Below are 13,169 nucleotides of genomic sequence, written 5' to 3'. Positions count from 1 at the left end.
TATCTCATATTGAGATGTTTATACCGCTTTGTTGGTGACTTAGGCTAGTTTTACCAACATTTTACCGCGATTCTTACCTTCAAATAGACCGATAAAAGCATCAGGTGCTTGTTCAAGCCCTTGATAAATTGTTTGTTCTGCTTTGACTTTGTCTTCCGCTAACCATTGAGCCATTTTTGCGGTGAACTCAGGATAATGCGCCCAATGTTCGGATACGATAAAACCTTCTAACTTGAGTTTTCGTATTACAATTAGGGCTAAGTTGTCTGGGCCAGGTGTTGGAGTTGTGTTGTTATATTGCGAAATCATACCGCAAACAGCGATACGTCCATGATCTTTCATATTGCTTAGTGCTGCGGCTAAATGCTCGCCACCGACGTTCTCAAAATACACGTCAACCCCTTCTGGGGCTGCTTTTGTCAACGCTTGGGTGAGATTGCCACAAGTCTTGTAATTGATGACCGCATCAACACCATAACTTTTTAATAATTCAGCTTTTTCATCTGAACCGACAGAGGCTATTACACGAGCACCTATTAGTTTACCAATTTGGCAGGCTACGCTACCTACTGCGCCAGAGGCTGCGGAAACGAACAGTGTCTCACCCGCTTTTAAATCTGTAATGCGAGTCAGTCCTGTCCAAGCTGTCATGCCTGGCATTCCGAGTACGCCGAGGAAATGTGAATTATCAAGCGTAGTTAGTGGTAAAGCTGTCAGTCCTGCGGTATCTGTGACTGCGTGTTCACGCCAACCTAGCATGCTGCTGACTTTAGTACCAACCGGGAACTCGGTGTTTTTTGACGCGATAACTTCACCAATCGCACCGCCTTCTAAGACTTGATTTAAGGCGAAGGGCGGAACATAACTCTTGCGATCAACCATGCGCCCGCGCATGTAAGGGTCAACCGACATCCATAGATTTTTAATCAGCACTTGTCCATCAGCGAGTGGTGCTAACGCTTTATTTACTAAAGTAAAGTTCTGTGCTGTAGGCATGCCTTCTGGGCGACTAGCTAGATGGATCTCACGGGTTTCAGTCATACTCTTCATAAAAACTCACCTTTTGTTTGTGCGCAAACTAATGATGTTAACTCTACGTGGCTTTAAGATTGAATGCAAATAGTTTGCGCGCAAACTAGATGGGGTGGGACAGATCGGATAAGATAGCGTTATGTTTAAATGACAGGCGCTTAAACGTGCAAAATTGCTTACCTCAACCTGAGCTAGACGCTACAAAACAGACTCATAGCCAAGCTTCTAGCGATCCACTCTGTTTATCCGATAATGTTTGTTTCGCGTTATATTCTGCGAGCAATGCATTAGTGCGTGCTTATCGGCCTCTACTCGAGGCATACGAGTTAACTTTCCCTCAATATTTAGTGATGCAAACCCTGTGGCGTCAAAATGGCTGTAGCCAAACCCAGCTATCAATGGCGACTAAACTCGATATGGGAACCCTAACGCCAATCGTCAAGCGGTTAGAGTTGAAGGGGTTGATTACGCGATTAGCCTGCGTTGAAGATGAGCGGAAAAAGCTGATCACTCTGACAAGTCAAGGAGAGGGTATCAGGCACGAAGCTCTTGCCTTGAAGCAAACCTTACTAGATAAAGTGCAGATGGACGCTGAGGCACTCGATTTACTAAGGCGGCAATGTCTTGCCTTGATCGAAGACATACAGTCCTAGATATAAGTTAGTTTATGCACAGTGATGCTATTAACTCAGGGGTTGCACTGATTAATACTTGATTGGCTTAGTTTTTGCTTTAAAACCGTCATTGAGTCTTAGACGCCGAATTTTTGACGATGAATTCTATTTTAAATGCCTTTAATCTTAATCGCAGCAGTGCCAGTATCGCCGATGCCTATGGTGCCAATAGCCAAAAGACGAGCACGGCTAAAACCGATACTACGATAGAAACAAATAAAACGCAGACGGATGCTACCAAACCCGATAAAGGTAAAACCGATGAGATAGCGCTGTCGCCACGGGCGCAACGCGCACAGAAAATTCAATCGATGGCGAAGGATTTTTTTGCCGATGGTCAATTTGGCGTCGCCGATATTCCCGCATTGGTGTCGCGCTTACAAAAGGATGGCATTTTATCGGATGTGCAACTCGAGCGTTTATCGAAAAACGGTATTACAGTGCCGAGCACAACAACGCCGACTAAACAATCGTTGCAAGATTTTTTAGATGATGAAATAAAATCATTAGCTAAAAAATCACCCAATAATCCTCTTATCAATACCTTAGTAGATGCTAAGAACGTCTTAACCAATATGGATGATGCTCAGTCGCCGGTGCTAGCCCAGAAGGCCACGAAAGTCCTTAGCCAATTGACGGATTATTTGAATTCTGAACCTCCGCTTACGGATGCTCAAAAGCAGCAGTGGCAGGGGCTAAAATCTATGATGCAACTCGCTTCATCTATGGGGGCACATCAATCTGCATCGGGCCAACTCAGTAGTTATCTTGCGCTTGCTAAACGTTAATTCACATCCATAGTGCGTGATAAACACAAATTGTCACGCATTCAACTAGCTGGGTTTAACCAGCAGGTCAAGGCGCAATTTTCAGATAATTGGGCCTAGCTGCAGTTCTTGTTTGTTCTTTTATTTCATCCTAAAAACTATGATCTGGATCATGGACTCCTTATCGTCATTGTAGCCTAATGCTCTACATATTGTGTTTTATGCTTTTAAAATCACTAGATGTAGTGTTAGTTTTTAGGCGAGATGGAGAGGAACTGAACAATGCCAGTCGTAATTAAGCGTGATGGTTGCCGCACACCTTTTGATGAAACAAGGATAAGGGATGCAGTGAATGCCGCTGCAAACTCAGTTGGAATAGAGGATGGCGACTATGCAGCGACAGTGGCAGCGTGTATCAGTCAAAGCGTCGCGCCATTAGCTGAAGTCGATATCCACCATCTACAAGATGCGGTTGAGAATTTACTAATGGAAGGGCCGTACAAGTCCCTGGCGCGGGTGTATATCGAATACCGTCACGACAGAGATGTGTGCCGTGAAGCGACCAGTAAACTCAACCTCGAAATCCGTGGTTTAGTTGAGCAAAGCAATGCGGCTTTACTCAATGAAAATGCTAATAAAGATTCAAAAGTCATTCCTACTCAGCGGGACTTACTCGCGGGCATAGTCGCCAAACATTATGCCAAGAGTCATATTTTGCCAAAGGATGTAGTCGCTGCCCATGAAGTGGGCGAGATCCATTACCACGACTTAGATTACTCTCCGTTTTTCCCGATGTTTAACTGCATGTTGATTGATTTAGCTGGCATGTTGACCCACGGCTTTAAAATGGGTAATGCCGAAATTGAAACCCCTAAGTCTATTTCAACAGCGACAGCTGTGACCGCTCAGATTATTGCCCAAGTGGCGAGTCATATCTATGGCGGCACAACTATCAACCGTATCGATGAAGTGTTAGCGCCATTTGTCGCTAAGAGCTACGACAAGCATTACCAAATTGCCCTGAATTGGAAGATTACCGATGCCAAAGCCTTTGCTACGGCGCAAACTGAAAAAGAATGTCACGATGCATTCCAGTCTTTGGAATATGAGGTCAATACTTTACACACTGCCAATGGCCAAACACCGTTCGTGACCTTCGGGTTTGGGTTGGGTACTTCGTGGGAATCGCGCTTAATTCAGCAATCTATGCTCAAAGTGCGGATGGCGGGATTGGGTAAAAATCGCAAGACGGCAGTATTCCCTAAGCTAGTGTTTGCGATTCGCGATGGTATTAATCATAAAGCGGGCGATTGCAATTACGATGTAAAACAGATGGCGCTCAAATGCGCGACAATGCGCATGTATCCCGACATTCTCAACTACGAGCAAGTCGAGAAAGTGACCGGTTCATTTAAAACCCCAATGGGCTGCCGTAGCTTTTTAGGCACCTATGAAGAAAATGGCGAGCTTGTGCATGAAGGGCGCAATAATTTGGGAGTGGTCAGTCTAAACTTGCCGCGGATTGCCTTAGAAGCCAATGGCGATGAGACTGAGTTTTATCGCATTTTAGATGACAGATTAGTATTAGCCCGTAAAGCGCTGGATACCCGTATTGAGCGACTGAACGGTGTTAAAGCCCGCGTGGCACCTATCCTCTATATGGAAGGCGCCTGTGGTGTACGTTTACGGGCAGATGATGATGTGGCGCAAATCTTTAAAAATGGCCGTGCGTCGATTTCACTCGGTTACATTGGACTGCATGAAACCATGAATGCACTCTATGGAACCCAAACCCATGTATTTGATGATGCACAATTAAGGGAAAAAGCCGTTGCTATTGTAGCTTATCTTAAAGCGGCTACCGATGCGTGGAAGGCCGAAACAGGTTATGGCTTTAGTCTGTATAGCACGCCAAGTGAGAGTCTCTGCAGCCGTTTTTGTAAACTGGATGCGAAGCAATTTGGGCTAGTCACTGGGGTGACTGATAAGGGGTATTACACCAATAGTTTTCACCTTGATGTGGAAAAAAGTGTTAATCCTTACGATAAAATTGATTTTGAACAGCCATATCCCGCTATCGCGAACGGCGGCTTTATTTGTTATGGCGAATATCCCAATATGCAGCATAACCTCGAAGCGCTGGAAAACGTCTGGGATTATAGCTACAGCCGCGTGCCTTACTATGGCACTAACACGCCAATTGATGAATGCTACGACTGTGGCTTTACCGGTGAATTTAGTTGTACCAGTAAAGGGTTCACTTGCCCTAAGTGTGGCAATCATGAGCCTAGTCGGGTTTCTGTGACGCGCCGTGTGTGCGGTTACTTAGGCAGTCCTGATGCGCGGCCCTTTAATTATGGCAAGCAAGAAGAAGTAAAACGCAGGATCAAACACTTGTAACACTATTACCTTATTCTGCCTGTTAGACTTATTCCGTGGCATCAAATAGTGCCACGGGATGAGTGTCAGTGTTAAAAGATGAAATGCACTATGAGTGACCATCAATGAATTACCATCAATATTTCCCTATCGATGTGGTCAATGGCCCAGGTACCCGTGCGACCTTGTTTGTCTCTGGCTGTGAGCACCAGTGCCGCGGTTGTTACAACCAAAGCACGTGGGATCCCCGTTCTGGGCATGTGTTTGATAGGACGATGGAAGATAGGATTATTGCCGATCTCAATGATCAGCGGATTGTGCGCCGTGGTTTATCGCTTTCGGGCGGCGATCCTTTATTGCCTGTCAATCTCAGTGCCATTTTGACGCTCGTCAAACGAGTCAAGGCTGAGTGTAAGGGGAAGGATATTTGGCTGTGGACAGGTTATGTGCTCGATGAGTTGAGTGATGAACAGCGCGCCGTGTTGGCCTATATTGATGTGCTGGTGGACGGAAAATTTGAACAAAGTCTTGCCGATCCGAGTCTTGTCTTCCGCGGTAGCAGCAATCAGATCATTCGTTTGTTATAAAAGCGGTAACGAGGATCTGTAACTTGCTGCTATAATCTCAGGCCTTGACACAGACGCTAGCATAATCAGGCTAAGATTTTACTGTGGCTAACTTAGGTAATTTAAGGTAACAGAATGAATTTAAAGCAAGAACTGCAGCAGCTTAACGATAAATTAGATAAATTTCGTCGTAAACTTGCTGCGGCTGAACAAAGAGGCGATGACGTCATTATTGCCCAGTTCAAACGCGAAATCGCTGCGGTCACTAAGCAAATCGGCAGTGTGAAAGGGCAACAAACCCGCTTATTGAATAAGCAAGGGTCAGATATCAAAGGTTTGCCTTTCCATCGTGCTTTGACAAAAGCGGAACAAGCAGACATGGGCAAACTGAAAAAGTCTGTCAAAGGGCTTGTGGTAATCCACCCTATGACGGCTATCGGCCGTGAAATGGGGCTAACGGAAGTTACTGGATACGCTCCCGCAAAATTTTAATGTGGGATTGGATGTCACTGGCACGGGATCGAGTGTCGATCGCGTGTTTGTGCTCCTTGTATTTAATGCACTGCTTCGTTTTAATCCATTCCTTCGTGCTGCCCATCGAAAAGACATTCATGTTTGGTTTAGTTGATTAAAACACTAAAGTATTTCTGGATTGTTCGAAAACACTTTAGAATAGTGCGCTTAGTTGGCTAAGTGCCTAATCCTCGTTTTGTTTCTAGGGATCTTATTCGTCTCATGGAATGAGAGTTGTCGTTAAGGTTAAGTATGTCGATAAAATATGTCGCGACGTCAAAGTTACCCACTCCTTGGGGCGTGTTTGCCATGCATGGTTTTGAAGATACCGAATCAGGTAAAGAGCATGTTGCGCTCACATTCGGTACACTCAGTGCGGATGAACCTGTGTTGGGCCGTATTCATTCCGAGTGTTTAACCGGCGATGCTTTATTTAGCTTGCGTTGTGACTGTGGTTTTCAGTTACAAGCAGCCATGCAAAATATTGCGGAAACGGGCAGTGGCTTTATCCTCTATTTACGCCAAGAAGGCCGTGGCATTGGTTTGCTGAATAAAATTCGCGCCTATGAGCTGCAAGATAAAGGCGCTAACACGGTTGAAGCCAACGAGCAACTCGGTTTCGAAGCGGATATGCGTAAATACGACATGATCAAGCCTATGCTGGAACAGATAGGGGTGAAGCATGTGCGTTTGATGACCAATAATCCGCGTAAAGTGAAAGCGATGAAGGAGTTTGGCATCGAAGTGGTTGAGCGCGTACCACTGCAAGTTGGTAAAAATCGTTATAACGAAGCGTACTTAAAAACTAAATCCACTGAGCTTGGACACATGATGTCTGAATATCATTTTATGGATGAAAATAAGTAGTTTTGTCATAATGATGAGTCGACCGATTGAGTTAAAAATGAGGAAGGTTTAAGTCAATTGAGCCATTGTTTCAGTCGGTTGCTATTAAGCTTGTCGCTAATGTGCTTGGTATTACTGAGCGTTATTCCTACCACCTTTGCCGATAGTATTTCCGCTACAAATACATTCATATCTGCATCTCAAGCGGATGATCCCGGCTTTTCTATCAATCATGCACCGAATAGTAATGCTAATGGTAGTAATCCGATAGAAACTAGCACTAATCCAAATTCTGTTTACGCCTTTGGTAGTTATCTTGGCACTGGCGTTTACCGCGCTGCAAACCAAAATGCCACCGTCGTTAGCATTCCGTTAACTTTTGACTTAAAGAAAGATAGCGGTAGCCAAACTTGGTTACGTTTACCTATCTCCTTTGGCTTTTTTGATTATTTAGCCAAAGATATCACTGAAGGTGAGTTGCCGTCGTCGATAGGTACTATGACAGTTACCCCAGGTTTTGAGCATCATTGGCAGGCGAGCGAAAATACTCGAATGGAAGGGTATTTAGATATCGGTTTTGGCACTAATTTCGATAAAAACGATAACGTTGCTATTATCGCCTCAGGGATCAGTAGCTTGTATGACTTTACCTTAGCAGGGCAGGATGCTGTGTGGGTATCGAGATTACGCTTTGCAGGGTACAGCGAGCACTATGGTAAGTTTTCGGATCAATTTGCAGTACTACAAACAGGTGTTGATTTAGGGTTAGCACCACGCTGGCAATGGTGGGATCTGCAGGTGCAACCAAGGATCTTTGCTGTAGGCTATTGGTATTTCAATGAACTTAGATTTATTAGCGAGATAGAGCAAGATACTATTGTTTCTGGCAGCTATGAGGCAGGTTTCTCCCTTGCCTTTTCTAAGCCGTTAGGCGGTGAATTATTGAGTGTTGATCGCATCGGATTCAGTTATCGTCGTGGCGATGGGCTCAATGTTTGGCGTTTAATGTTTAGCTTTCCTATCTAGGTTATCATCCATTACGGGCTGTATTACAAAGACTATTGGTAAGTTACCTTGTCTAAGCTGATTTTTGCGCGTCGCGCATCTTCTTATCAGTCAAGGTTGCTATTTGACTACTTAGCTGCATTATCTGTTCTTGGATTAACTTACGTTGTTGCTCTGCAACCTCTGAGTCATCTCCTTTAAGTTTGGCCAGCATTTTTTGTAGTGCTTTGATCTGCTCTTTTATTTTCTGGATCTGTTGGTCGATTAACGTCATGGGCTCTTCTGACGCATCATTTTCTGTTCCATCTTTTTTTGCTGCAGCATTGTCTCTTAAAGGGGCACCTACATCGGCGGACAATGCGGCGCGGCCGGCTGAAGAAATGGAGACTGTGTCTTGAGTATCCTGCGCATCTGCTGTCGATTCATTAGTCGCCGTTTTTGTTGTGGCAGGAGTTGCTGCGATATATGCGCCCGATACCGGAGTGAAAGCTGAGCCGATTGTGGCACTGTTTATTCCATTAATGCTCATTCCATACTCCATTAGATGCAAACTGTGTTGATACTCAAATCGCTATCGGCCATTAATTGGAAAACTGAAGCTAATTTTTGGCTTATTTGGCAAAAAGCGCGATATTGCTGATGACAATACAGCCCTCAAGTGAGGACTGTTCACGTTTTATGGCTGCAGAGGGCGAAGATTAACTGTTACCCCAAATATGGCTATTTACTTTGTCATCTGTGCTAGGTTTATCGCTTTTAACAGACTTGTCAGGGGGAGTTTGATTGGTTTTCTTCGTCGCAACTTTTGCCGCAGGCTTCTTAGTCGCTTGACTAGAGTCTGCTTTGGGTGGCGGCAAGGGTAATTTATTGGCTCTTAAATAAAGATATTCGACTTTATCCCGCGCCCACTCTGTTTTTCTCAAAAAACGTAAACTGGATTTGATGCTGGGATCGTGGGTAAAACAGCGGATATTAATTCTTTCACCTAATTCTTCCCAGCCGTATTTCTCGACTAAATAAGTGATGATCGTTTCCAGTTTAATGCCGTGGAGCGGGTTATTCGATTGATTCATATTATGCATGTTGCAGTGTGCTATGGCGGGAGTATAGCAGTTTTGTATGCCTGATACAGTGTGGAATGGTATCGACTCAAGCTTGAATACCTTGCTAGCTTAAACCTGTGATAGCTGTTATTGGTGGAGCAGTATGATCAAAACAGGCGCAATAAAGCACCTGTTTTAGGTTGGTCATTTGAATTGTTTGACTAGTCTTTGACTGTCTCTTTAAGCTCAGTTTCAACCGGTAAATCAATTTCGCCTTTACCTTTGGTTTTCACAATCAAGAGTGCTGTAATCACTAAGGTTGTGACTATGCCCGCTATGGTTGATACCGTCATAGGTAAACCTGCGCCTAAGGTTGACGAGTTCAGTAGGAAGGTGATAACCACAGTGGTCATAAACATCGCTGGAATTGTCGCAATCCAATGCAGTTTATTATGTCGTAGCAGGTAAGCCGAAGCCGTCCACAGCATTAATACTGCAGTGGCTTGGTTTGCTACACCGAAGTAGCGCCAAATCACACCAAAGTCCACTTGGGTCAATATGCCGCCGATAACAAATAGTGGGAGAGCTAACACTAAGCGCTTTGGTAGTGAGATTTGTGGCATCTTGAAAAATTCAGCCAGAATCAAACGCGCAGAACGAAAAGCCGTATCGCCTGAGGTAATCGGTAGAATAATCACTCCTAGGATAGCCATAAAGCCACCAATAGCGCCTAACAGACCGGTAGAGGCCTCATAGACGACGTTGGCAGGGTTACCTGACATGCCCGCACTTAACCCTTCAACTCCGCCAAAGTAAGACAACGCGATGGCACACCAAAGCAATGCGATAATGCCTTCGCCAATCATGGCGCCAAAGAAGACGAAGCGACCATTAGTCTCGTTTTCAACGCAGCGGGCCATTAACGGTGATTGAGTAGCATGGAAACCCGATACCGCGCCACAGGCAATAGTGATGAATAGGGCAGGCCAAAGTGGCATGTCGTTCGGATTTAAGTTTTGGAAGAAATCGCCCGCTTGTACGTTAGGCAGTAAGGTGTGCTCGCTTGATAGCATAATTGCGAAAGCTAAACCAAACGACATGAAGAACAATAAAGCGCCAAAGAAGGGGTACAAACGACCGATAATTTTATCGATAGGTACCACAGTTGCAATCAGATAATAGACGAAGATTATACCAACGAAGATACTGACATCCCAACCGATAAGCTTGCCAAGTAAGCCTGCAGGCGCAGAGATAAAGACCACACCGACGAGCAGTAACAGCACAATAGCAAACACGTTCATGAAGTGCTTGGCGGTCTTACCTAAATACTTACCCGCAAGGTTTGGCACGGATTGACCGCCATTGCGCACTGACAACATACCGGAGAAGTAGTCATGTACTGCACCTGCAAAGATACAGCCAACCACAATCCACAACATGGCTGCAGGACCATAGAGTGCACCTAAGATAGGACCAAAGATTGGGCCTACGCCTGCAATGTTTAATAATTGAATTAGATAGACTTTGCCTTTAGACATAGGCACAAAGTCGACGCCATCAGTTTGACTGAAAGCGGGTGTTTGACGATTAGCGTTAATGCCGAAGACTTTCTCGACAAAGGCGCCGTAGATAAAGTAGCCGCCGATCAGTAGACCGACACAGAGTAGGAACCACATCATTTTTGTTATCTCCCCATTTGAGTTCTGGCGAGTGTAAACAAGTTGTTGATATAAAACTTTGTAATCTCAATGAGTGGTCGAAAATGCAATGTGAGCGGCAATAGGTGAGCTTAAGTGGTTACCATTGTATGTTAACGGTGAGTGTTGTTGGCCATCTTATGGCTAAAAATACGTCGCTAAGATGACTTTTGGATTGTGTTTATTGAAAGCCAAATAGCTGTTTAAGGCTTTTAAGATAGCGGCGTGATACGGGGACTTTATCGCCTAAATGAGTGGTGACTTGAGCCCCAGTATCTAACAGCTCAATTTCAGCAATCGCCTTAGGTGAAATCAAATACTGCCGATGGCAGCGCACCAGTGGGGTTTTTTCTTCAAATACTTTCAAGGTCAACTGGGTATGGACTTTGCCTTTCGTGCTGGCCACATGGATGCCGCTTAAGTCACTGAACACATATTCCACATCTTGGATTGCAATGACTTTGAGTTTATTGCCGCTGTAGCAGGGAATATGTTCAAGACTCTTTGGGGTAATGGAGTCCATAGCCTGAGGCGTTAGATTTTTACGCACGCGAGTGAGGGTTTTACTGAGTCTGTCGGCATCTATGGGTTTGAGTAAATAATCGAAGGCATGATTGTCGAAGGCTTTGACGGCAAACTCGTCGTAGGCGGTGACAAACACGATTTTCGGCATGTCATCGGGGTCGAGCATTGCAATAAGTTCCATGCCCGAAATGCGTGGCATTTGGATATCAAGAAAGATTAACTGAGGTTTTTCTTTGGTTATGCTCTGCAATGCCTCAATAGCATTGGCGCATTGACCGACGATTTGAATGTCGTGTTCTTGCCCCAAAAGGTCAGCTAATTCTTCACGAGCAAACAGCTCATCATCGACAATTAAACAAGTGATCACGTGCGGTTATCCATATTTGATGTTTCAGGGCTTTCTATGGGCAATCTTATGGTGACACGAGTCAATTGATCGGGCTCGCACTCCACTGTCACGCCGTATTGTTCGCCAAAAATATTTTGAATTCGCTTATGCACTAAGTTCATCCCTAGGCCTTCTGATCCCTCAATGGGCTGATACAACCCGGCATTGTCTGTGACTTCTAGCTCCAACACATCATTTTCGAGCTTGCCTGTCACTTTAATCTGCCCTTGCTCAATCATGTGCGAAGTGCCGTGCTTTACGGCATTCTCAATAATTGGCTGTAGGGTAAAGGCGGGGACTTTACAGTGGTAGAGTGATTCAGGTATCGCGATACTGACTTGTAATTTATCAATAAAACGCGCTTTTTCAATGGTGAGATAGGACGCTATGTGATCTAGCTCATCCCCAAGCGTCACTAAGCCTGTCGTTCGCTTTAAATTGATCCGTAAAAATTGCGATAACTGCTGCAGTAGCTGCTTAGACATATCAGGATCACGTTTGATAATCGCGCTAATGGTATTCAGTGCATTAAATAAAAAGTGCGGATTGACCTGAGCCTGTAGCAATTTAAGTTCGGCTTGAGTCAGTAGATTTTGCTGCTGCTCAAACCGGCCATAAAGAATTTGGTTTGATAATAGGCGGGCAATACCTTCACCTAAAGTACGGTTGATATTCAAAAAAAGTTTATTCTTAGGCTCATAGAGTTTAATCGTGCCAATGACTTCGGTATCACTGCGCAGCGGGATCACTAGACTTGACCCTAGACGGCAATGAGAAGAAATAGAGCATGCATAGGGCGTTTCAACGCCATCGGCGAACATGACCTTATTTTGATTGATGGCTTCTAAGGTGATTTTGGACGAAATCGGTGTACCTGGGAGATGGTGATCGGCGCCTATGCCAATAAAGGCTAACAGTTTTTCCCTGTCCGTGATGGCCACTGCACCCACATTGGTTTCTTCGATGACGATTTGGGCGACGTGACTACTACTTTCTTCGTTAAATCCTTTGGATAGTAATCCGACACTGCGTTCGGCAATTTTTAATGCCTTAGTCGAAAAGCTCGATGAGAGTTTATCAAACATGGTTTTTTGGTCACGGATCATGCTCATAAAGAGTGCCGCTCCCACGGAATTGACTAATAACATGGGCGGCGCGATTTGACGTACTAATTCCCATGCATCATCGAAGGGGCGTGCAACCAAAAGTATGATGCTCATTTGCATCATTTCAGCATAAAAAGTCACTAGGCAAACGAGTAATGGATTGTAGATGAGCTCACTTTTATCTGCGCGTCTTAAGTAGAAGCTTATCATCCCTGCGGATAAGCCTTCTAAGGTGGTGGAGATGGCGCAGGCTATATCAGTAAAGCCTCCCATACTGTAGCGGTGTAGCCCACCAGTCAGCCCCACCAGAAAACCAGTAACCGGTCCTCCTAATAATCCGCCTAAAACTGCGCCCATAGCACGAGTGTTGGCAATCGCTCCCGAGGTTTGCTCACCAAAATAAGTTGCCATGATGCAGAAACTCGAAAAAATCAGATACATAAAAATCTTATGTGGCAGACGAGGAGACGTTTCGGCAAACAGTTTAAACAGTGGCGTTTTACTGACTAAGTAAACGATCACTAAGTACAGCGACATCTGTTGGGTCAGTAATAGGATCAAAGACATAATGGCTCACATTATCGTCACAGATGTCGGCGCAGTCGTCCTCATTTGAAAGTTTGTG

13 protein-coding genes are annotated in these 13,169 nt (G+C 44.8%); 7 read left to right on the top strand and 6 right to left on the bottom strand.

Annotated elements, in window-relative coordinates; all coding sequences use genetic code 11:
- Positions 1-39 precede the first annotated feature (39 nt).
- Positions 40-1,050: an NADP-dependent oxidoreductase gene (locus CKQ84_RS23205; RefSeq protein WP_105252907.1), complete on the bottom strand. Its 1,011-nt coding sequence runs from the start codon at positions 1,048-1,050 to the stop codon at positions 40-42.
- Between the two features lie 146 nt (positions 1,051-1,196).
- Here CKQ84_RS23205 and CKQ84_RS23200 point away from each other — a divergent pair, with 146 nt between their 5' ends.
- The 7 genes from CKQ84_RS23200 to CKQ84_RS23170 all read left to right on the top strand — a co-directional run bounded on the left by CKQ84_RS23200 (position 1,197) and on the right by CKQ84_RS23170 (position 7,803).
- Positions 1,197-1,685: a MarR family winged helix-turn-helix transcriptional regulator gene (locus tag CKQ84_RS23200; RefSeq protein WP_105252906.1), complete on the top strand. Its 489-nt coding sequence runs from the start codon at positions 1,197-1,199 to the stop codon at positions 1,683-1,685.
- 119 nt (positions 1,686-1,804) lie between these two features.
- Complete coding sequence (locus tag CKQ84_RS23195) at positions 1,805-2,494, top strand: hypothetical protein (RefSeq protein WP_105252905.1); 690 nt, start codon at positions 1,805-1,807, stop codon at positions 2,492-2,494.
- A gap of 261 nt (positions 2,495-2,755) precedes the next feature.
- Entirely contained in the window at positions 2,756-4,873 is a 2,118-nt protein-coding gene (nrdD, locus tag CKQ84_RS23190) for an anaerobic ribonucleoside-triphosphate reductase (RefSeq protein ID WP_105252904.1), read from the top strand.
- A 104-nt stretch (positions 4,874-4,977) separates the two neighbouring features.
- Positions 4,978-5,439, top strand: coding sequence for an anaerobic ribonucleoside-triphosphate reductase-activating protein (gene nrdG / locus CKQ84_RS23185; protein ID WP_105252903.1), 462 nt, complete (start codon positions 4,978-4,980; stop codon positions 5,437-5,439).
- Positions 5,440-5,553: 114 nt separating this feature from the next.
- Positions 5,554-5,910: a YibL family ribosome-associated protein gene (locus tag CKQ84_RS23180; protein WP_028760414.1), complete on the top strand. Its 357-nt coding sequence runs from the start codon at positions 5,554-5,556 to the stop codon at positions 5,908-5,910.
- Positions 5,911-6,183: 273 nt separating this feature from the next.
- Positions 6,184-6,798 carry a GTP cyclohydrolase II gene (gene ribA, locus CKQ84_RS23175; RefSeq protein WP_006087423.1) on the top strand — a complete coding sequence of 205 codons (615 nt, stop codon included), beginning with the start codon at positions 6,184-6,186 and terminating at the stop codon, positions 6,796-6,798.
- A gap of 57 nt (positions 6,799-6,855) precedes the next feature.
- Positions 6,856-7,803: a hypothetical protein gene (locus tag CKQ84_RS23170; protein WP_105252902.1), complete on the top strand. Its 948-nt coding sequence runs from the start codon at positions 6,856-6,858 to the stop codon at positions 7,801-7,803.
- Positions 7,804-7,855: 52 nt separating this feature from the next.
- Here CKQ84_RS23170 and CKQ84_RS23165 read toward each other — a convergent pair whose 3' ends face one another.
- From CKQ84_RS23165 to CKQ84_RS23145, 5 genes are all read right to left on the bottom strand, one after another.
- Complete coding sequence (locus CKQ84_RS23165) at positions 7,856-8,311, bottom strand: FlxA-like family protein (RefSeq protein ID WP_105252901.1); 456 nt, start codon at positions 8,309-8,311, stop codon at positions 7,856-7,858.
- A gap of 169 nt (positions 8,312-8,480) precedes the next feature.
- A complete protein-coding gene (locus CKQ84_RS23160) occupies positions 8,481-8,864 on the bottom strand; it encodes a VF530 family DNA-binding protein (protein ID WP_105252900.1) in 384 nt (127 codons plus the stop codon).
- Positions 8,865-9,046: 182 nt separating this feature from the next.
- Complete coding sequence (locus CKQ84_RS23155; RefSeq protein WP_105252899.1) at positions 9,047-10,507, bottom strand: carbon starvation protein A; 1,461 nt, start codon at positions 10,505-10,507, stop codon at positions 9,047-9,049.
- Between the two features lie 199 nt (positions 10,508-10,706).
- Positions 10,707-11,417: a two-component system response regulator BtsR gene (gene btsR, locus CKQ84_RS23150; protein WP_105252898.1), complete on the bottom strand. Its 711-nt coding sequence runs from the start codon at positions 11,415-11,417 to the stop codon at positions 10,707-10,709.
- Positions 11,414-13,111, bottom strand: a complete 1,698-nt coding sequence (locus CKQ84_RS23145; RefSeq protein WP_028760408.1) for a sensor histidine kinase — start codon at positions 13,109-13,111, stop codon at positions 11,414-11,416. The genes btsR and CKQ84_RS23145 overlap by 4 nt, the downstream gene beginning before the upstream one ends.
- Positions 13,112-13,169 lie beyond the last annotated feature (58 nt).

Source organism: Shewanella sp. WE21 (assembly GCF_002966515.1).
GTDB classification, from domain to species: Bacteria; Pseudomonadota; Gammaproteobacteria; order Enterobacterales; family Shewanellaceae; genus Shewanella; species Shewanella oncorhynchi.
This window is presented reverse-complemented; position numbering and strand designations above follow the sequence as displayed.

Coding starts and splice junctions, on each gene's coding strand:
- CKQ84_RS23180 (WP_028760414.1), top strand. CDS start 5,554: ATGAATTTAAAGCAAGAACTGCAGCAGCTTAACGATAAATTAGATAAA.
- ribA (WP_006087423.1), top strand. CDS start 6,184: ATGTCGATAAAATATGTCGCGACGTCAAAGTTACCCACTCCTTGGGGC.
- CKQ84_RS23145 (WP_028760408.1), bottom strand. CDS start 13,111: ATGTCTTTGATCCTATTACTGACCCAACAGATGTCGCTGTACTTAGTG.
- CKQ84_RS23155 (WP_105252899.1), bottom strand. CDS start 10,507: ATGATGTGGTTCCTACTCTGTGTCGGTCTACTGATCGGCGGCTACTTT.
- CKQ84_RS23205 (WP_105252907.1), bottom strand. CDS start 1,050: ATGAAGAGTATGACTGAAACCCGTGAGATCCATCTAGCTAGTCGCCCA.
- nrdG (WP_105252903.1), top strand. CDS start 4,978: ATGAATTACCATCAATATTTCCCTATCGATGTGGTCAATGGCCCAGGT.
- CKQ84_RS23195 (WP_105252905.1), top strand. CDS start 1,805: ATGAATTCTATTTTAAATGCCTTTAATCTTAATCGCAGCAGTGCCAGT.
- CKQ84_RS23160 (WP_105252900.1), bottom strand. CDS start 8,864: ATGCATAATATGAATCAATCGAATAACCCGCTCCACGGCATTAAACTG.
- nrdD (WP_105252904.1), top strand. CDS start 2,756: ATGCCAGTCGTAATTAAGCGTGATGGTTGCCGCACACCTTTTGATGAA.
- CKQ84_RS23165 (WP_105252901.1), bottom strand. CDS start 8,311: ATGAGCATTAATGGAATAAACAGTGCCACAATCGGCTCAGCTTTCACT.